The organism is Corynebacterium sp. HMSC074C11 (assembly GCF_001809455.1).
Classification (GTDB): Bacteria; Actinomycetota; Actinomycetes; order Mycobacteriales; family Mycobacteriaceae; genus Corynebacterium; species Corynebacterium amycolatum.
Genome location: NZ_KV797722.1, coordinates 50,668 through 69,504, shown reverse-complemented (window position 1 = coordinate 69,504; position 18,837 = coordinate 50,668). Strand labels below are relative to the sequence as shown.

At 58.0% G+C, this 18,837-nt stretch carries 15 protein-coding genes and 2 tRNA genes; 5 read left to right on the top strand and 12 right to left on the bottom strand.

The window, feature by feature from the left end; translation table 11 throughout:
- Position 1: 1 nt before the first annotated feature.
- On the top strand, positions 2-2,056 hold the full coding sequence (gene pknB / locus HMPREF2614_RS01705) for a Stk1 family PASTA domain-containing Ser/Thr kinase (protein ID WP_049181928.1): 2,055 nt from the start codon (positions 2-4) through the stop codon (positions 2,054-2,056).
- Between the two features lie 3 nt (positions 2,057-2,059).
- On the opposite strand, the gene HMPREF2614_RS01700 is transcribed toward pknB, so the two are convergent.
- Positions 2,060-2,731, bottom strand: coding sequence for an aminodeoxychorismate/anthranilate synthase component II (locus HMPREF2614_RS01700; protein ID WP_038627121.1), 672 nt, complete (start codon positions 2,729-2,731; stop codon positions 2,060-2,062).
- Positions 2,732-2,866: 135 nt separating this feature from the next.
- Between HMPREF2614_RS01700 and crgA the strand changes: the two genes are divergently transcribed.
- Entirely contained in the window at positions 2,867-3,136 is a 270-nt protein-coding gene (gene crgA / locus HMPREF2614_RS01695; RefSeq protein WP_005511903.1) for a cell division protein CrgA, read from the top strand.
- 695 nt (positions 3,137-3,831) lie between these two features.
- Here the strand turns inward: crgA and HMPREF2614_RS01690 are convergent.
- Positions 3,832-4,368, bottom strand: a complete 537-nt coding sequence (locus HMPREF2614_RS01690) for a peptidylprolyl isomerase (protein WP_370547538.1) — start codon at positions 4,366-4,368, stop codon at positions 3,832-3,834.
- 304 nt (positions 4,369-4,672) lie between these two features.
- Between HMPREF2614_RS01690 and HMPREF2614_RS01685 the strand changes: the two genes are divergently transcribed.
- The gene (locus HMPREF2614_RS01685) at positions 4,673-5,557 is read left to right on the top strand and encodes a hypothetical protein (RefSeq protein WP_070559940.1); all 885 of its coding nucleotides are present in this window, start codon (positions 4,673-4,675) and stop codon (positions 5,555-5,557) included.
- 399 nt (positions 5,558-5,956) lie between these two features.
- Here the strand turns inward: HMPREF2614_RS01685 and HMPREF2614_RS01680 are convergent.
- The 4 genes from HMPREF2614_RS01680 to gyrA all read right to left on the bottom strand — a co-directional run bounded on the left by HMPREF2614_RS01680 (position 5,957) and on the right by gyrA (position 9,191).
- Positions 5,957-6,029, bottom strand: a tRNA-Ala gene (locus HMPREF2614_RS01680).
- Positions 6,030-6,060: 31 nt separating this feature from the next.
- Positions 6,061-6,134, bottom strand: a tRNA-Ile gene (locus HMPREF2614_RS01675).
- Positions 6,135-6,337: 203 nt separating this feature from the next.
- Entirely contained in the window at positions 6,338-6,670 is a 333-nt protein-coding gene (locus HMPREF2614_RS01670; RefSeq protein WP_038627114.1) for a DUF3566 domain-containing protein, read from the bottom strand.
- A gap of 4 nt (positions 6,671-6,674) precedes the next feature.
- Positions 6,675-9,191 (bottom strand): DNA gyrase subunit A, encoded by a 2,517-nt coding sequence (gyrA, locus tag HMPREF2614_RS01665; protein WP_246815663.1) that lies wholly within the window; start codon positions 9,189-9,191, stop codon positions 6,675-6,677.
- Positions 9,192-9,462: 271 nt separating this feature from the next.
- On the opposite strand from gyrA, the gene HMPREF2614_RS01660 reads away from it, so the two are divergent.
- Together HMPREF2614_RS01660 and HMPREF2614_RS01655 are read left to right on the top strand one after the other, a co-directional pair.
- Entirely contained in the window at positions 9,463-9,690 is a 228-nt protein-coding gene (locus tag HMPREF2614_RS01660; protein WP_070439209.1) for a CopG family transcriptional regulator, read from the top strand.
- On the top strand, positions 9,687-10,025 hold the full coding sequence (locus tag HMPREF2614_RS01655) for a hypothetical protein (RefSeq protein ID WP_070559936.1): 339 nt from the start codon (positions 9,687-9,689) through the stop codon (positions 10,023-10,025). Before HMPREF2614_RS01660 ends, HMPREF2614_RS01655 begins: the two co-directional genes overlap by 4 nt.
- A gap of 13 nt (positions 10,026-10,038) precedes the next feature.
- On the opposite strand, the gene HMPREF2614_RS01650 is transcribed toward HMPREF2614_RS01655, so the two are convergent.
- The 6 genes from HMPREF2614_RS01650 to dnaN all read right to left on the bottom strand — a co-directional run bounded on the left by HMPREF2614_RS01650 (position 10,039) and on the right by dnaN (position 18,418).
- Positions 10,039-11,991 (bottom strand): alkaline phosphatase family protein, encoded by a 1,953-nt coding sequence (locus HMPREF2614_RS01650; RefSeq protein WP_070559934.1) that lies wholly within the window; start codon positions 11,989-11,991, stop codon positions 10,039-10,041.
- Positions 11,992-12,038: 47 nt separating this feature from the next.
- The gene (locus tag HMPREF2614_RS01645; protein WP_070559932.1) at positions 12,039-12,926 is read right to left on the bottom strand and encodes an alpha/beta fold hydrolase; all 888 of its coding nucleotides are present in this window, start codon (positions 12,924-12,926) and stop codon (positions 12,039-12,041) included.
- A gap of 95 nt (positions 12,927-13,021) precedes the next feature.
- Entirely contained in the window at positions 13,022-15,061 is a 2,040-nt protein-coding gene (gene gyrB, locus HMPREF2614_RS01640; protein ID WP_038627102.1) for a DNA topoisomerase (ATP-hydrolyzing) subunit B, read from the bottom strand.
- 289 nt (positions 15,062-15,350) lie between these two features.
- On the bottom strand, positions 15,351-16,013 hold the full coding sequence (locus HMPREF2614_RS01635; RefSeq protein WP_038627100.1) for a DciA family protein: 663 nt from the start codon (positions 16,011-16,013) through the stop codon (positions 15,351-15,353).
- Between the two features lie 5 nt (positions 16,014-16,018).
- Positions 16,019-17,218, bottom strand: a complete 1,200-nt coding sequence (gene recF / locus HMPREF2614_RS01630; protein ID WP_070559930.1) for a DNA replication/repair protein RecF — start codon at positions 17,216-17,218, stop codon at positions 16,019-16,021.
- Positions 17,219-17,227: 9 nt separating this feature from the next.
- Positions 17,228-18,418, bottom strand: coding sequence for a DNA polymerase III subunit beta (dnaN, locus tag HMPREF2614_RS01625; RefSeq protein ID WP_005511615.1), 1,191 nt, complete (start codon positions 18,416-18,418; stop codon positions 17,228-17,230).
- Positions 18,419-18,837 lie beyond the last annotated feature (419 nt).

Below are 18,837 nucleotides of genomic sequence, written 5' to 3'. Positions count from 1 at the left end.
AATGTCTGGCAATGACGATCTCCTCTCCGGCCGTTATCGGCTCGGCGAGCTCATTGGCGTTGGCGGCATGTCCGATGTTTACCGAGCTGAAGATACTGTTCTCGGTCGCTCTGTCGCGGTCAAGATGATGAGGGCCGACCTTGCCAGGGATGAGAACTTCCTCGCAAGGTTCCGTCGTGAAGCGAAAAACTCAGCACTACTGAATCACCCGTCTATCGTGTCGGTGTACGACACCGGCGAGACGGATAGCCCGATGGGGCGTGTGCCTTTCATTGTCATGGAGCTGATTCAGGGTGAGACGCTGCGTGACCTTGTTCGTCGTGAGGGGCGGCTCGACCCGAAGAAAGCCACGTCGATAATGGCATCGGTGTGTGACGCACTGACGGCATCCCACCATGCCGGCATCATTCACCGTGACATCAAGCCGGCGAACATCATGCTGACCAACACCGGCAAGGTGAAGGTGATGGACTTCGGCATCGCTCGCGCGCTCGGTGATTCCACCACGATGACGCAGACTGCGGCCGTGCTGGGTACCGCGCAGTACCTTTCGCCGGAGCAGGCGCGCGGTAAGACCGCCGATGCACGTTCTGATATTTACGCTGTCGGTTGCGTACTTTTCGAGGCTGTCACGGGCGCCCCGCCATTCACCGGTGAAACCCCTCTTTCTGTCGCTTACCAGCATGTTCAGGATCAGCCGCCGCGCCCTTCGGGGAAGCTCAACACCGACCCGAACACGGCTCAGGGCCTCGACGCGGTGCTGTTGACCGCGATGGCCAAGGATCCGATGGAGCGCTACGACACCGCAGAGGACTTCGCCCAGGATTTGCGTCGTCTTGCACGCGGCGAGGATCCGTTGGCGCTGGCGCACCACGGCGCGCATGACGACGACGCGAAGACCACCGAATTCCTTCCGGCAGCTCCGTCGGATGCTGAGACTCGGGTGACCCCTGCACAGCAGGCAACTCCGGCCCCTGTCCCTGCTCCCGCTCCTGAACCGAAGGAAGCAGCGGACCAGTCGGAGGCCCCTGCTCAGATCGCTAACACTGACGAGCCCGAGAAAAAGAAAGGCGGCGCAGGAAAGACTGTCGCGCTGGTGGCTGCTGCAATGGTGGCTCTCGGCGGTGTCGGCTACGGCGCCTACCAGCTCTTCAACTCGTCCACCGAGGTCGAGACCGTTGCCATTCCGCAGGTCGAGGGTCTAAATGTCAATGAGGCAACGCAGGTTCTCGAGGAGGCTGGTTTTGTAGTCAACCGCGTCGATGAGCCGAACCCAGATGTCCCCCGAGACACGGTGATCGCCACGGAACCGGGTGTCGGATCGGGGTTGCCGCAGGGATCTCGCATCAAGCTGCGCGTATCTTCGGGCCCGGAGTTGACTAATGTGCCGGATGTGCGCGACAAACAGGCCGAGGAAGCTCGCCGCCTGCTCGAGGAGGCGGGGCTTGTCGTCAATCCAAAGCTGCAAGAGGAACCGAATGAGGACGTTCCGCGCGGCAATGTTATCGAGCAGTCTCCAGCTGCCGGTTCTCAGGTATCGAAGGGAACCCGCGTAACCTTGACTGTCTCCTCCGGTATCGAGACCAAGACTGTTCCGGATGTCACTGGTCAGACTTTGGATTCCGCCCGCACGACCCTCGAATCCGCTGGTTTCGTTGTCGAAGTGGTAGAGGTGGACTCCGCTGAGAAGCAGGGAACCGTCATTGAGGTTCCACAGAAGGGCTCGGAGCTCACTGTCGGTACGACGGTTGAGCTGCACGTTTCGCGTGGTAACCAAATTAAGATGCCACGGGTTGAGGGACAGACCCTCAGTGATGCGGAGAAGGCACTCGCCGATGCCGGATTCGAGGGAACTATCCGCACCGAGGAAGTCACCACGCTGGATCTGTCCAAGGTCGACCACGTGGAGAAGGCCAATCCGTCGGCCGGGTCTAAGCTTAACAAGGACGGCGAGGTCACCCTGCGTGTCTACCGGCTTGGGGTTGCTCCGGAGGGTTCTGAGGACGAGCCTGCGCCGGAACCTCCCCTAAGGCTGCCGGATTTGCTGCCTAACTAACGGCTAGTGTGCCAGCACATCTGAGAAGGCGCGCTGGTACACGGCCTGCTGTTCCTCCAACTCCGCCAGGAGTTCCTCGGAGTACTCGCCACCGGCCAGGCGCAGCCAGTTGACGAGCATGCGGTGCCCGTACTGGGTGAGCACCGACTCCGGGTGGTACTGCACGCCGTGAATCGGCAGGTCGCGGTGGCGCATCGCCATCAGCATGCCCGAATCGGTGAATGCCGTGGCAATGAGTTCCTCCGGCAGTGTCTTCGGATCGACCGTCAACGAGTGGTAGCGCGTGGCAATAAAAGGACTGGGCACATCGGCCAGCACACCCGTGCCGTCGTGTGTGACCGGGGAAGTCTTGCCGTGCAACAGCTCGTCGGCACGCACGACCTGCGCACCAAAGACCTCACCAATCGCCTGATGACCCAAGCACACACCCAACACCGGTGTCGGATCGTCCTGCCTGCTCACCGCGCGAATAATGTCCTCTGTCCATCCAGCATTGGACGGCTCACCGGGACCGGGCGACAGTAGGATTGCATCAAATTGCTTTACGACGTCGTCAACATCGCGGAGACGCGCATCATCATTGCGCCAGACAGTCACCGTTTCGCCGAGCTGGCCTATGTACTGGACCAGATTGAATACGAAGCTGTCATAGTTATCGACGACGAGAATCTGCATAACTGGGAATTCTACTGCCTGCGAACTTCACTGGTAAGTTCGGATGCAAAGTTTACAATTATGCATATACCGCGGGAGTGTAGATACCGCGCTGATCGCAACCTGCTGACCACAACCTAAGGAGTTTAAAGCGCTATGCCTAAGGCAAAGATTGAAAGCACTAATTCACCACAATCCGGTGGCTCCTCCGTCAGCCGTACCCCGGTCAAGATCAACAGCACTCAGACACCGGTGTGGTACAAGGTGCTGATGTTCGGGTTCATGCTGATTGGTTTGGGCTGGCTGCTGGTCAACTACATCGCGGGTCCGCATATTCCGTTCATGGTGACTTTGAACGCATGGAACTACGTCATCGGCTTTGGTCTTTTCATTGTTGGTCTGCTGATGACTATGGGTTGGCGTTAGTCAGCTCTAATACACCGCACTCCTCAGGCGCATCCACTTTTGGATGCGCCTTTTTCATACCTAAAAACCCAGGTCAATTCACCCCCGTCAATACACCCGTTTCCCACACATTTTTCGGAGAATGGGGATTTCCCTCCTATTGATCGCGCAAAAAAGTTATCCACAGAAACCTGTGTAACAATCATGTAATTTGTGGATAACTGTGGAGAGATTTCGTCCCAAATTTCTCACGGGTTACGTGACAAAAACCGTAAAGCATGACAACTTTGGCTCTATCCCCTATGTCCACAGTATCCACAGCCTGTGGATAATTCTGTGAACAAGTAACATAGTTGCAAGTCAACTTGTGTGTAATTCCAATATTCTGCGGAGTTCGACCACTTTCGAACGCTGGTTCGTAAATTACAAGAATGGAATTATCCACACATGTGCACAAGTCTGTGGACAACTGTGGATTCTTGTAATTTGTGAAAATTGGGACCCGTAACGTGCTTCTTGGTCCATGTTCACCTAGGTGAACAGTGGAGTATTTTGCCCACAGGGCTGTGGATATGTGGAGAATCAACCCAATTTGCTACTACCCCCGCTACCCCTAAACACAACATTGAAGTTACGGGCCGTCGTAAAGCGAAAATAGGCATGAAAAAACCCGCCCGGAACAACCGGACGGGTTAAAGAGCATAGAAGCTAGCGGATTACTTCTCGATGTCGATGGAGGTAATCACGACCGGCTCCAGCGGGCGATCCCAGTGATCGGTAGCCACACGAGCGATCTCGTCGACGACCTTCTTCGAGGCGTCATCAACGACCTCACCGAAGATGGTGTGAGCGCCATTGAGGTGCGGGGTCGGAACCACGGTGATGAAGAACTGGGAACCGTTGGTGCCGCGGCCGCCACGCTTGCCGGCGTTTGCCATAGCGAGCAGGTACGGACGATCGAACTGGAGCTCCGGGTGGATCTCATCGTCGAACATGTAGCCCGGGCCGCCGGTACCGGTGCCCAGCGGGTCACCACCCTGAATCATGAATCCGGCGATGATGCGGTGGAAAATGGCCTCATCGTAGAACGGGCCGGACTCGGTGCCAGAGGCGTTCTGACCCTTGTACTCCTTCGTGCCCTCTGCCAGGCCGATGAAGTTGTCGACAGTGTTCGGCGCGTGGTTGCCGAACAGGTCAATCACGATATCGCCATGGTTGGTGTGCACAGTTGCAGTAGCAGTCTTAATAGTCACGTTCCTTAGGATACCGACCTTGGTGGCCAATTGCTCTTACTGGTGAGTTTCTCCTTGGCAGAAACCTGCGAAAATGTTTTTCAAGATAAGGAAAAGAGTTCTTCGTTGACCCCCATGAAGAGCAAATAGTGCCTAAGCTGGAATGTGAGCCTGCTGCAAGTATTTCGACGCTAGGCCTAACTGGGCCCTAGCTCTTGGACTTAGAAGCATCTTGGTCTCAGAGGCACTGGCGCCGCAGCAGTATTAATCATTGATTGAAAATAAAAGGCGAAGCCTGTTGGCGATGCACTAATTAAGGAGAGTCATGAACCCCAACGCAATCTCGCTGGCTGTCAAGGGACTGAAGTCCGCTTACGACAGCTACTCCGATTACCGGGACAAGAAGGCTGCAGAGCTCTACGACACGATGCAGGAGGCTAAGAAGGTGGCAGCTGCACAGAACGAGGCTGCAAAGGACGCAGCATCCGATTGGGCAGAAGACGTTAAGGAAAAGGTTTCCGACGCTCGCGATCAGCTCGCTGAGCAGGCTGAAGAACTGACCGGCAAGGTTCAGAAGAAGTCCAAGGAGACCAAGAAGCAGGCGAAGAAGGCTGCGAAGCAGGCCGAGAAGGACGCTAAGCGCAAGGGCAAGAAGACCCGTTGCAAGGCTCGCTGCGAGGCTAAGAAGGCTGAAAAGAAGGCCAAGAAGGCTCGCAAGGATCTCGAAGTCCGTACCCAGAAGGCTATCGACAAGGTGACCGGCAAGGAAGAGCAGCGCGCCAAGAACGGCCGCATTGCAACCGCTTCCCTGGTCTTCGCTGTTGTTGCAGCAATCGTCGGTGTCATTGTCTGGAAGCTGCGCAAGGACGACAAGCTCCCGGTTGACCCAGCTCCGTACCAGCAGAAGGCCCAGGAAGTTAAGCACAAGGTCGAAGAGAAGGCCGCAGAGGTCAAGGAGACCGTTGAAGAAAAGGCTTCTGAGGCTAAGGAAAAGGCTGAAGAGGTAAAGGGCAAGGCAGCTGACAAGGCCGACGAGGCCAAGGGCAAGGCAGCTGAGGCCAAGGAGACCACTGAGGAGAAGGCCGCAGAGGCTTCCAAGCAGGCTCAAATCAAGGTCGACGAGGTCAAGACCGAGAAGAAGAACGCTGAGGACGCTAAGAAGATCTCTTCCAAGCCGGCTCCGAAGCCGGGTCAGGCTCGCAAGAAGTAAATAGGCGGCTGGGGCTAGATAGCCATAAACCTTTTCACGCCCGATCGTTCTGTGCAGTAGATGCGCCGACGGTCGGGCGTTTTTGGTTAAGCAGCAAACCTGACAACTTCAAAAGACGGGCTGCAAATGTGAAACTGTGCGAGTTTATGACACTTTCAGGCCATTTTTCGGGCCATTTTTGACATAAACGCAGTCAGTAACTCGCATTGGGGTAAGTCGCCAAAGGCTGGGTCAAATAACCACGACGCCACCGGACGAACACCCGGGAAAAATTCTCTCCCCCCTCCCCCGGGGGAAAGACGCACTTTTCTTTACTTACCCCTTACTCACCCCTCCCCTTCTACATTCCCAAAACGCAAAAAATCCCCCGGTCTTACGACCGGGGGATTTTGTTCCTTGTGGAGCTTAGGGGAATCGAACCCCTGACCTCCTGCTTGCAAAGCAGGTGCTCTACCAATTGAGCTAAAGCCCCGTACACCGAGCAATTATACCTTGTTCGGCAGTGGGCCTAGGAGGACTTGAACCTCCGACCCCTTCGTTATCAGCGAAGTGCTCTAACCGCCTGAGCTATAGGCCCCGTGGAACGAGATATAACTTAACCCGTAACCATCACACTTCACAAATCGCCTGTTCAGAGGCCTAAATATTGAGTTAAAAAGCAGTCATTAAGTAGTCATTATGGCTACTTCATAACCAGGTCACTGAAAATACCTCTGAACCAACGCGGCCCCGGAGCTACCGAACGGGGGTGACACCGGGGCCAGCGGGAGACTAGGCAGCCTAGCTGTCGTCGGCAAGCGAAATCTTGAGACCTCCGACGAGACCGCCGCACGCGTTGTAGATAACCGCGCCGAGGGCCATGAACCCAATCGACAGCACCCACCACAGCGCTCCTACAGCGGCCGCCAGGCCAAGGACAAGACCCGCGCTGATGGAATCCTCCCCGCCAATCATTTCACTAATCGGAGCGAGCAATCCCATCCCGGAGAGCAAGAGGTAGAGCAGGCCAACCGCGGCAAGCCAGACGAGGAAGCCAATGAAGCCAGTGGCCGCCGTAATGCGCATGGCGGACCAGGGACTCACCTTGTCGACTACCAAGTTAGTTTCGGCCATGCGCTTACTCCTTCTCCGCCTCCGAGTCACCGGACTCGGCGGCGCCGGTGCTCTTGGTGGCGCCGGTGCGCTTCGGGACTACGTCCAGGGTTCCGGCCTCAGAGACCTTGGAAGCGGTCTCCTCACCCTCATCCTCAACATTGCGGTCGATAGCCAGCAGTTCCACGCCATCAGCGAGGTTGACCAGGCGCACGCCCTTGGTGGCACGCGAGGTGGCGCGAATCTCGTTGACGTTGGTGCGGATGATGTCGCCGGCGGAGGTGACAGCGAAGATTTCGTCGTCGTTGTCGACCACCAGGGCGCCCATCAACGGTCCACGCTTCGGGTCGTACTTGAGCGTCAGCACGCCCATACCACCGCGGTTCTGCGGGGTGTACTCGCTGAGCTTGGTCTTCTTGCCGAAGCCGCCAGTCGTGGCGACCAGCAGGTTGTGCTCTTCCTCGACCACGACCATGCTGAGCAGCTTGTCGTCGCCCTTGAAGCGCATACCCTGAACACCAGCAGTGGCGCGCCCCATCGGGCGCAGTGCGTCGTCGGAGGCAGTGAAGCGAATGGCCTGGCCGCGCTCGGAGACGAGCAGCAGGTCATCGTCCGAAGAGCACAGACGAGCACCGATGAGGGAGTCGCCTTCGCGCAGGTTGATGGCAATTAGGCCAGCGGAACGAGCGGACTCGTAGTCCTCCAGGCGAGACTTCTTGACCTTGCCCTCGCTGGTGGCCAGCACCAGGTACGGGCTGTCCTGGTAGCTCTGAATCTGCAGCACCTCGGCGATACGCTCCTCCGGCTGGAACTCCAGCAGATTGGCGACATGCTGGCCGCGGGCAGCGCGAGTGGCCTCCGGCAGTTCGTAGGCCTTGAGGCGGTAGACGCGCCCCTTGTTGGTGAAGAACAGAATCCAGTCGTGCGTGGAGCAGACGAAGAAGTGGCGGACAATGTCGTCCTGCTTCAGGTCAGCACCGCGCACGCCCTTGCCGCCACGGCGCTGAGCCTTGTAGGCGTCGACTTTGGTGCGCTTAGCGTAGCCCGTGGAGGTAATGGTCACAACCACGTTTTCGCGGGCGATGAGGTCCTCTTCGGTGACGTCGCCCTCGGCGGCCACGATCTGGGTACGACGATCATCGCCGTACTTCTCCACTACCTCGGTCAGTTCTTCCTTGACAATGGCGCGCTGGCGCTCCGGGTTGGCCAGGATGTCCTTCAGGTCGGCGATCTCGAGCTCGATCTCAGCCAACTCGTCAATAATCTTCTGGCGCTCCAGGGCAGCCAGGCGACGCAGCTGCATCGCCAGGATGGCGTCAGCCTGAATCTCGTCGATGTCGAGCAGACCCATCAGGCCCGTACGCGCGGTATCGACCGTGGCAGACCGGCGAATCAGGGCGATGACCTCGTCCAACATATCCAGGGCCTTGACCAGGCCGCGCAGGATATGGGCACGCTTTTCCTTCTCGTCCAGGCGGAACTGGGTCCGTCGAACAATGACCTCAATCTGGTGGGCGACGTACAGCGTCACCATCTGGTCAATACGCAGCGTACGCGGCACACCGTCAACGATGGCGAGCATGTTCGCGCCGAAGCTGGTCTGCAGCTGGGAGTGCTTGTACAGGTTGTTCAGCACCACACGCGGTACGGCGTCGCGCTTGAGCTTGACGACGATGCGCATGCCCCACTTCAGATCGGATTCGTCATCAATCGAGGCAATGCCCTGCAGACGCCCGTCCTTGACCTGATCTGCAATGTTGGCAATCATGCGGTCCGGGTTGACCTGGTACGGCAGCTCAGTGATGACAATCGACTGACGAGTGCCCTCCTGCTCAATCGAGGTCACACCGCGCATGCGGATCGAACCGCGACCGGTGGTGTAGGCCTCCTTGATGCCCTTATCGCCGACGATTTGGGCGGCAGTTGGGAAATCCGGACCCTTGATGCGCTCCATGACCGCATCCAGCGTGGTCTTTTCATCCGCCTCCGGGTTGTCCAGGCACCAGTTAATGGCATCCGCGACCTCACGAAGGTTGTGCGGTGGGATGTTAGTAGCCATACCGACGGCAATACCGCCGGAACCGTTCATCAACAGCTGCGGGACACGCGACGGCAGAATAACCGGCTCTGTCGTACGACCATCGTAGTTCGGCTGGAAATCGACAGTGTTTTCGCGAATGTCGCGCACCATTTCCATGGCCAACGGCGTCAGACGGGCCTCGGTGTAACGCATAGCTGCGGGGCCGTCGTCACCGCGGGAGCCGAAGTTACCCTGACCGTCGACAAGCGGATAGCGCATGGACCACGGCTGCGCCATACGCACCATGGTGTCGTAAATAGCGCTGTCACCGTGCGGGTGGTAGTTACCCATCGTGTCCGAAACCGGCTTAGCGGACTTCACATAACCGCGCTCCGGGCGGTAGCCGTTGTCGAACATGGCGTAGAGAATGCGGCGGTGCACCGGCTTGAGACCATCACGAATCTCCGGCAGCGCACGGCCAACAATCACGCTCATGGCGTAGTCGATATAGCTCGACTGCATCTCTTCATTGATGTCGATCGGGCGAACCTGGTGGCCCAATACTCCACTTCCGAAGGATGAGCCGTCGTTGTTGTTATCGTCGCTCAATGACTGCTTCCTTTACTTAAAAGAGGTTCGCATCCATTCTACAAGGCTTTAGAACCCGCTTTACGACGCCGTGCGCAACTTTTCGATACCATTGTGGTATCAAATACTTGATTTTCAAGCCTGATAGCGGAAACAAACCAGCGCAGTTAGGAAGCGCGGCTAGGTAGCAAGGAGCAAGTGCACGATGGCGATGACCTTAAGGCTCACGAAAGAACAGGACACCGCCCTGGCGCTGCTGGCGCAAATGGGGGGCGTATCCAAACACGAGGCCGTCATTCGCGCCATTGAATCCGCCGCCGCGAGAGCCCTTCAACAAGGCCAGGCCAGGGAAATCACCGCAAGTGTGACTGATACCGACATGGCGCTGCTGCGAAAGTTGAGCTCCCCGAGCCCCCGGGGAGCAGAGGAATGAGTGCGCCCCAAGTTCAGCCTCTCAGCGAGGCCGCAATCCTGGCGGCTACCGACGAACTGGCGGCCAAAGTGCCGGAATTGGCTGACGCTACACTTGTGCGACCATGGGCAATCAGCGCCATTGCTGCCGCCAGCTCAGGTGTCATTGCTGGTCACCGCAGCTTTCCCACGGTTTCTGCGGCTGCACAAGCGGTCGCTTACGCAACGTTTCACGTGAAACCACTGAGTTTCGGAAACACCGCGCTGGGCGCACTACTTGCGCACATACTCCTCACCACTAATGGCGAAGAAGTGTCATTCACAGAGACATGGAAACTGGTCAAAAGCGGCATTTAGCCAAAGACGCGGCCTAGTCGATTTTCCGGGTGAACGGGCTCGTCGGAATGCGATTACCGGACTCCAGTCGACCCGTGTAATACGCCGTGGCCTCACCTTCAGTCAGCTCGACCTCGTACCAGCCATCACGGACATAATCAGCCGTTCGGTCCTGCCCGCCGACGAGAACACGTCCCGACACGTGCTCCAAAGTGACCTCCGGCAACTCCTTCGCCGTCTTGCTGAACACACGCAGGAAGCGGTCCGGGCCGCACACGGTAAGTTCGCGGTCTAGAAGTCCAATTCGCAGCTCTAATGTGCCGAGCACGGTGTGGTGCTCTACCTTGTTACCACTGTAAACAGCGAAAACAGCCTCACGGGAACCGTCGTTGACCAGCACAAGGTTGCCGTCTTTAAGGTAGGCGTGAAGCCGGTACGGTGTTGGCAGCGCGGTCGCCTGCTCGGACTCCTGCACTGGATAGTCACCGGCCGGCTCCGCCTCCCAGCGCTTCACAAACTCCGGTGCTGGCCCCGGCTGCTCTGGAAGCTGCATTCCCGCCGATGCCGAGAAGTCCAGCGTGGATACCAAATCACCACAGACTCGACGACGCCAATCAGTGATGTTTCCACAGTTCACGCCAGTGACCTGCTCCAGAAAGCGAATCACCGAAGTGTGATCGAAGACCTCCGAAGAAACCAGACCACCCACCGACCATGGTGAAATGACAGTCATCGGGACGCGGAAACCGAGCCCCTTCGGCTTGCCCAGGTACCACTCCCCCGGCTCATTCTTCGGCGGCAGCGGCGGCACCACATGGTCGAAGTAACCATCAAACTCGTCAAAGTTAATCAGGAAAACTGTCTTGGCCCACACTTCCGGATTGGAGGCCAACGCATCCAACAGACGATAGGTGATATTCGCCGACTGAATTGGCGAGGACGCTCCCGGATGCTCACTTTCCGCGGCCGAAGGCACAATCCAGGACACCTTTGGCAGCTTCCCGGATTCAACATCCCGTCGGAAAGCGTCGGCTAGCGTGCCCGGCTGGCGGCGGTGCAGCGCGCGATCATAGAGATCCCGTTCCGCGTCAGGCAGCTTCTCCACAGCGGCATTCAGGCGATTGACCATCTCCTGTTGCTCTGTAGTTGGCGGCGTGCCATCGCCCAGTTCCAGCAGTTTCTCGTGGAAACCCGTCATGTCGAGACCAGGCAGCCCGGCCTCACGGATGACCTTGCGGCCAATATTTCGAAACGCGGCGAAGAAATCCAAATTGTTGTCCGTGTAGTTATCCCACTCCTGGTAGACGCGCCACGGCACCCCTGCCTCCGTGAGCTCCTCGGCATAAGTGCGCCACTTATACCCCGGGTGCGTCGGCTCGTACGCCGCATTGCCAACCGCTCCAGTCCCCCACGGTTCCTTTCGGGTGTCACCCGAAAACAGGTAGTTGCGGTTCGGGCTTGTCGACGTAGGCATCGAGGAAAAGTAACCATCGCAGATGGTGAACGTCTCTGCGAGAGCGAATTGGAACGCAATGTCCTGGCGGTCATAGCAGGCCATCGTGCCCTTACCCTTGGCCTCGATCCAGCCGTTACAGCGGCCGCCGTTTAGTGCAACCTGCCCGTCTTCCCAACCGTGCGGCAGACTTGCGATGTACTCCACCGAGAGATCACCGCGGTTAGCGGCGTTGCGGATTAGATATGGACTGACCCCACTCTGGTTGAAGACACCCGGTAAAGCGGAGTTGTCTTTGTACCCTCGCACACCTCGGAGCGTGCCGAAGTAGTGATCAAAAGAGCGGTTTTCCTGCATCAACACGACTACGTGCTCAATTTGATCAAGAGAGCCAGCCGGTCGGGGCTGCGCGAGCGCGTGGCGCAGTGATGGTGGCAGCAGCGTGCTCGCAGCGGTGACGGCACCGACTCCTGCGGCGGTCTGCAGGAAGTGCCGACGGGAAAATTCAGATATTTTTTTAGGTGATGTTGCCATAAGTATCTACGTTAAGAAGCGCAGATTACAGGTTGGAAAATTGCGGTTTAAATTTCCTCAATGAACCGCTCGAAGCGGTCAACCACAGCCTGCGGCTCACGCGCCCATCGGTTATGTCCCAGGCGCTGCTCAATGAACTCGTACTTCGCCGAATTCGGCAACATCCGCGCCAATGCCTGCGCCGACTCCGCCGGGCAGTCACGGTCACCGCCACAGTTCAGCAGCAGCGCCGGGGTGGTCACCTTAGGCATCTCAGCGGCATAGTCGATGTCCGCACCGCGCGGTCGCAGGAGACCCGTGCGCGAGAATCGCGCCCACTCCACCACATGGTTACGGGCCTGTCGGCCGTAGCCGGCCACATCAAACCTGCCCGCTGGCCAATAACCCAGAATCTGGGACACTACCTGCATAAACGGTGCGCCGTAGCGAAGCCGCTTGTACTCGTTGCCAGTAAAACACTTGTAGTGCGGGGTACCGGAGCCAACCATCACAACACCAGCCACGTCCGCTTCCGGTCGGGCCAGATACAGCGAGGCAATCTGACCGCCCATGGAATGACACAGTAAATAAACGGGTAGCTTCTCCCCTGTGGCCTCCCCCACCGCGAGGTGGTCAAACTCTTTACGCGCACGCGCCTCGGCCAACGGGTAATCCACCGAGGCAAGATCCTGGTAGCCCCAGTTGTGGCCACGGGTGGCCACCGCAGTCTGGTTACCCTGGCCGCGCAGCTCCGAGGTCAGGACGCAAAAACCTCGGCGCTGCAACTCTTGGGCAATCGGCCGGTAATAGCGAGCCCCCATGCCAAAGCCCGGCCAAATAACGACGATGCCCCGAGGCGTACCTTCGGGAGTCCGAAGCGCCATCGGGGTCACGGAGCCATCGGGCAATGTCTCCTGCACAATACGTGGCTCGACTGGCGGTTCCCCGTTGACCATGCTTCCTCGAGTATCTTCCATTTCATAAACATTAATGGCTGAACTGAGGTTTTGTCAGGGGAACCGACAAGCCGATAACTAGACTAGGTATCGGCTTAGACGTCGAGGAAGCGAACGTCCTTCGCATTACGGGTAATGAACGAACGTCGTGAAGCGACGTCATCGCCCATCAGAATGGTGAACAGTTCATCGGCCTTCTGTGCATCCTCGAGGGCGACCTTACGCAGCACGCGGTGATCCGGATCCATGGTGGTATCCCACAGCTCGGCGGCGTTCATCTCACCGAGACCCTTGTAGCGCTGGACACCATCGTCCTTGTTGATCTTGCGGTTGGCGGCCAGCCCCTCTTCCAGCAGCTGATCGCGCTCAGCATCTGAGTAGGCGTAGCCCGGCTCGCCCTTGGCCCACTTGAGCTTGTACAGCGGTGGCTGAGCGAGGTAGACGTGCCCTTCATCAATCAGCGGACGCATCAGGCGGAACAGCAGCGTCAGTAGCAGCGTGGCAATGTGCTGACCATCGACGTCGGCATCGGCCATCAGCACAATCTTGTGGTAGCGCAGCTTTTCGATATCGAACTCGTCGTGAATACCGGTGCCCAGCGCCGTAATAATGGCCTGGACCTCGTTATTCTTCAGCGTCTTATCCAGGCGCGCCTTCTCGACGTTCAAAATCTTACCGCGCAGCGGCAAAATGGCCTGGAACAGCGAGTTTCGGCCTGCCTTTGCAGAACCACCTGCGGAGTCACCCTCCACGATGAACAGCTCGGACTGCTTCGGGTCCTTCGAACGGCAGTCCGCCAACTTACCCGGAAGACCGCCAAGATCGGTCGCGGACTTACGACGCACCAGGTCGCGGGCCTTACGAGCCGCCTGACGGGCATGCGCCGAAGCAATGGCCTTGTTAACAATGGCCTTAGCCTCAGCCGGATTGGCCTCCAGCCAGTGACCGATGTGCTCATTGGTCATGCGCTGGACGAAAGAACGCACCTCGGTGTTACCCAGCTTCGTCTTTGTCTGGCCCTCGAACTGTGGATCGGCGACCTTCACCGAAATCACGGCAGCGAGGCCTTCACGACAGTCCTCACCAGAGAGGTTGTTTTCCTTCTCCTTCAACAGTCGGTGCTCACGCGCATAGCGGTTCATCAGCGATGTCAACGCAGAACGGAAGCCCTCTTCGTGCGTGCCACCCTCAATGGTGTTAATGGTGTTGGCGAAGGTGTGCACCGACTCGGAGTAACCCGAGTTCCACTGCATGGCAATCTCGACCTCGTGGCCATCACCTGCAGCATCGAAGGAAATGATGGTCGGGTGGATGATGTTCTTCGACTTGTTCAAAGTCTCGACATAATCCCGCAGACCATTCGGGTAGTGGAAGACCTTGCGGCGCTCCTTCGGCTTGGTGGTCTTCTCTGCCTGCTCCTTCTGCTCTTCAGCCGCATCCTTGGCGATCTCAGCGGATTCGGTCTCCGCCTGCTCCGCCAGAGCCTCAGCCTCGAGCTCCTCCTCGGAGACACGCTTGTCCACCAACGTGATGGTCAGACCCTTGTTCAAAAACGCCATCTCGCGCAGGCGGCGAGAAATGGTGTCGAACTTGAAATCGGTGGTCTCAAAAATCTCCGGGTCCGGCCAGAAACGCTGCGTGGTACCCGAACCACGAGTCTTTTTACCGCGGACAATTTCTTCCGGAACTGCCTGGTCGAAGTTCTGGTACCAGGTGTAGCCATCGCGGATGACCTCGGTTTCCATACGCGTCGACAGCGCGTTAACCACCGAAATACCCACACCGTGCAGACCACCGGAAACAGCGTAGGACTCGGAGTCAAACTTGCCGCCGGCGTGCAACTGAGTCATAACCACCTGCACCGTCGGCATGCCCGACGGGTGCATTTCGACAGGAATACCACGGCCGTTATCGCGGACCTGAACGCCGCCGTCTTCCAGCAGAGTGACCTCAACATCGGTGGCATAACCCGCCATCGCCTCGTCGACGGAGTTGTCTACAACCTCCCACACCAGGTGGTGCAAGCCACGCTCACCAGTCGAGCCAATGTACATACCCGGCCGCTTACGCACGGCCTCGAGGCCCTCGAGGATGGTAATCGATGAGGCGTCATATTGATGTTCGGTAGCAGCCACGATTCGGCGCGTCTCCTATTCTTGGTTCTCTCCCCGCGCAACATTCGTCAGCGCGCGAAAAATAGGCCGGCGGTCAAGCGCTATCGGCGCCAGCCAGAACTACATAGGACTACTAGATAGGTCTGGCTAGTTTGGATGCCGATAACGTCTCAAGAACCGCCTGCCGGTATTCTCCTGCCCATCTTACCCCAACGTAGTCCCCTACTGTGGATATAGCCGATGCGCTCAAAGGACCAAATTTCGCAGTTTTACGCATACCGATGCCTATTCGTAGACCGTTTACCGACCTTTACCCGTAAGTATCACGCGGTCCTCGGCCCTCGATGTGCAATTTGCCCTTGCGCCAATTCGGCGCTTTCGGCCCCAGCACCTTAATTTCTTCAACCACCCCATCCCCGACGCGTTCCGCGATGGACTTCAAAACCTGTCGCTGTGCTAGCCGCAGCTGTGTTGCCCATGCTGTCGATTGGCACTCGACCACCAAAGTGCCGTCCTTGAACTCCTTGACCTCGGAGTGTTCCGCGACAACTTTGCCGACCATCGAATCCCACTCCGTCATGATCACACCGTGGGCAATATGGATCTGCCAACCGCGATCAACTACTGCCTTATTCAGCACCGCACCAATCGGCGCAGGTCGACGGTCATATTTCCGGTACAGCCGAATCCCCGCCTCCTTCAACAGGCTCGGCGAAATTACCGTACCGGCACGATCTCGCACCACTGCTTGCGCTGCCCGCTGCTTATCGACGTCCGCAACAATCCCCTTCGCGGCCTTCACAGGCACACGGCTATCGAGGCCAGACCACGAGCCCTTCTTCTTCGGTGGCCGCTGGAGATTCGGTAACTTGTGACCGCCCTCTTTAGCGGCATCGCGCATGCGGAAGAAAGCGTCGCTGATCAGGTCGTTTTCCTCTTCCGGTGAGTTATCCGACTCCATGTTCTCGACCATACCCGTCACTCTTCCGCGACTGGTTTTTCATCCAGAAGCGAGATTCGCCCCTGCTCAGTCTGTGCCACCGTCACCGTGTGATGAGTCACCGAAGAATCCTCGACCAATGCCTGAGGTAACTCCTCTCCCACCGCCGAGGTGATTAACACCTGCTCAGCCTGCTGCGCGATTTCCATGAGAGCTTCCCGACGATGCCGGTCAAGCTCCGCAAACACGTCGTCAAGCACCAAAACCGGGTCGGGACCATCGGCACGGAGCAAAAAGTACGCGCCGAGACGTAGCGCGAGTGCAAAAGACCAGGTCTCGCCGTGGCTAGCAAAGCCCTTGGCGGGGTCATTGCCGAGAATGAGGTCGAGATCATCGCGATGCGGACCAACGAGACAGGAACCGCGCTCAATCTCCGCGGTGCGGCGCTCCGCCATCTTCGTCAGCAGCAATGCCTCCAGCAGCTCCGGTTCGCTGGGCAATGGCCCGCCATCCAGGCTGTCGACCTTCGGCGCATAGGCAATCGTGGCTGGGCGCGAGTGCGGGGCAAGCGTGGCATAGGCCTCGCTGACATGTTCGGAAAGCTCGGCAATCAAATCCATGCGCGCAGCCATTAACGCCGCTCCCACCTGCGCCAATTGCGCATCCCAGGTATCCAGCGTGCTCAGTGCGGCCTGCCCCTCCGAAGAAGAATAGCCACGGCGCAGCGTCGAGCCCGCCGACTTCAGCAGCGCATTCTTCTGACGCAAAATCTTGTCATATTGAATGCGGATACCGGCGGACAGTGGCCGTCGTAAAGCGAGCAAATCGTCGATGTAGCGGCGGCGGGAAGCGGGCTCGCCCTTAACCAGCGTGAGATCCTCGGGCGAGAAAAAGACCGACTTGACGATCCCCAGCAGCTCCCGCGGGGACTTCAGCCTCGTGCGATTAATCTGCGCCTGATTCGCGCGATGCGGATTAATGAGCAGATGCGCAGTCAGCTCGCGGCCATCATTGACCGCCGTCGCCGAAATGCGTGCCGACGGGGTCCCCGAACGAACCAGCGGAGCATCCATAGAAACTCGATGCGAACCGAGCGTGGAGAGATACCCAACGGCCTCGACGATATTGGTCTTGCCGTAGCCATTTTGACCGGTAAATACGGTAATTCCAGGCGTGAACTCGACTTCCAACCCCGGCCAGGAGCGGAAGTCCCGCAAGGACAAATACCGAATGTGCATAGCCGCAGACTAGCCCGGCAGGCGCACAGGCATCAGCAGGTAAGTGAAGTCGGTCTCCGGCGTTGGGTAGAAGCCGTCCTCACCGAGCTCCGGAATGGCTTCCGGCTCCGGAATGAGAATCGCAGGACGCGACGGCTGCGTAAAGCCCAGCAAAACACGATGGGAGCGAACAGCGCTGAGCCCCTCGAGCAGGTACTGCGGGTTGAAGGCAATCAGAAGTGGTTCACCATAGAAGTTGCAGGCCACAGTCTCTTCTGCGTGACCAACCTCGTCTCCATGAGCGGAAAGGACAACCTGACCGTCGGAGAAGTCCATGCGAATCTGCGCACCGTGATCCGCCATCAGAGACACACGACGGATAGCATCCTGCAGCTGGTCAACACGGGCAACAGCCATGGAGGAATGCTGCTTCGGCAGTAGCGGGCGGAACTTCGGGAACTCGGCGTCCAGCAGTCGCGTGGTAGTGCGACGAGGATCGGCGAGGATAGCCAGCAGGCCTTCGGAGCCGACCTCACGATCATCGGATCCGTCGCCGAATGCCAAGGTCACTGGCTCGCTAGAAGTGGTATCGAGAGTGCGGGCGGTCTCCGCGAAGGTCTTGGCCGGGATGAGCAGCTTGGTCTCACCCTCCGGAACCTGCTCCCACTCGAAACTGCGAACCGCCAGGCGGAAACGGTCGGTGGCAGCGAGAGTGACCTCGTTACCTTCGGTTTCCATCCGGATGCCGGTCAGCATCGGCAGCGACTCATCCTTGCCGGCAGCGACAGCGACCTGACCAATAGCCTCGGCCAGCAGAGCGGCATCGACAGTGCCGGTAGCAGCCGGAGCTTCCGGTAGCTGCGGGTAATCCTCCAAGGTCAGACTTGGCAGCTCGAAGCGGGAAGAACCACAGCGAACGATGACCTTCGTGCCATCAAAGTGCATCTCTACCTGCTTATTCGGCAGCTTAGAAACAATGTCAGAAACCAACTTGCCATTGACGGCGAAGCGACCGGGCTCATCGACCTCTGCGCTAATACGAATCTGAGTGGAGACCTCGTAGTCATAGCCAGCGAGCTGCAGACCATTGTCATCCGCGAGAAAAATCATGCCACGCAGAATCGGCTGAGTCGGGCGTGCAGGCAGGTTACGAGCAACCCAGCTCACCGCACCCGCGAGATCGTCCTTAGCCGCGCGAATACGGACTTCGGTCTGCTCCATCGTTCCTCCACCGGTATTGGATGTCTGTTTTTAGCCGTTTATTAGCCGTCTTTTGTGTTGTCAGCGTGCTATGTCAGCACACATGACTGGAGTTACAAAGATTCCATCGTACAACTCTACTGCAGACTGCCAAAGACCTCACTGGGATTCTTGTAGTCCGTCTAGTGCTTAATCGTAGTTCTTACTCGTTCTTGGCATTTTTAAAGTTGTGCGCCAGAAGTTGCTTGCCCGGGGTTGTGCGCAGGCCCCCTTTTATCTAGAAGTTTCTAGAGATTTTTAAAGTCGGAAGTAGTAATAGGGGGTGTGCACATTGTGAAATTACATGATTCCCGCTGGTCTTCACTGGTTTCGCGCTGTGGATAACCAGTGCGCCTAACTGTGGATAACTTGGGGTGTCTGTGGATAGTGTTCGGGCTTCA

What these genes read in the sequence shown, in the direction of transcription:
- HMPREF2614_RS01645 (WP_070559932.1), bottom strand. Translation starts at nt 12,926, where the DNA reads ATGGTCAACGGGGAACCGCCAGTCGAGCCACGTATTGTGCAGGAGACA.
- dnaN (WP_005511615.1), bottom strand. Translation starts at nt 18,418, where the DNA reads ATGGAGCAGACCGAAGTCCGTATTCGCGCGGCTAAGGACGATCTCGCG.
- recF (WP_070559930.1), bottom strand. Translation starts at nt 17,218, where the DNA reads ATGCACATTCGGTATTTGTCCTTGCGGGACTTCCGCTCCTGGCCGGGG.
- HMPREF2614_RS01670 (WP_038627114.1), bottom strand. Translation starts at nt 6,670, where the DNA reads ATGGCCGAAACTAACTTGGTAGTCGACAAGGTGAGTCCCTGGTCCGCC.
- HMPREF2614_RS01685 (WP_070559940.1), top strand. Translation starts at nt 4,673, where the DNA reads ATGAACCCCAACGCAATCTCGCTGGCTGTCAAGGGACTGAAGTCCGCT.
- HMPREF2614_RS01650 (WP_070559934.1), bottom strand. Translation starts at nt 11,991, where the DNA reads ATGGCAACATCACCTAAAAAAATATCTGAATTTTCCCGTCGGCACTTC.
- HMPREF2614_RS01655 (WP_070559936.1), top strand. Translation starts at nt 9,687, where the DNA reads ATGAGTGCGCCCCAAGTTCAGCCTCTCAGCGAGGCCGCAATCCTGGCG.
- HMPREF2614_RS01700 (WP_038627121.1), bottom strand. Translation starts at nt 2,731, where the DNA reads ATGCAGATTCTCGTCGTCGATAACTATGACAGCTTCGTATTCAATCTG.
- crgA (WP_005511903.1), top strand. Translation starts at nt 2,867, where the DNA reads ATGCCTAAGGCAAAGATTGAAAGCACTAATTCACCACAATCCGGTGGC.
- HMPREF2614_RS01635 (WP_038627100.1), bottom strand. Translation starts at nt 16,013, where the DNA reads ATGGTCGAGAACATGGAGTCGGATAACTCACCGGAAGAGGAAAACGAC.
- pknB (WP_049181928.1), top strand. Translation starts at nt 2, where the DNA reads ATGTCTGGCAATGACGATCTCCTCTCCGGCCGTTATCGGCTCGGCGAG.
- HMPREF2614_RS01660 (WP_070439209.1), top strand. Translation starts at nt 9,463, where the DNA reads ATGGCGATGACCTTAAGGCTCACGAAAGAACAGGACACCGCCCTGGCG.
- gyrA (WP_246815663.1), bottom strand. Translation starts at nt 9,191, where the DNA reads ATGCAGTCGAGCTATATCGACTACGCCATGAGCGTGATTGTTGGCCGT.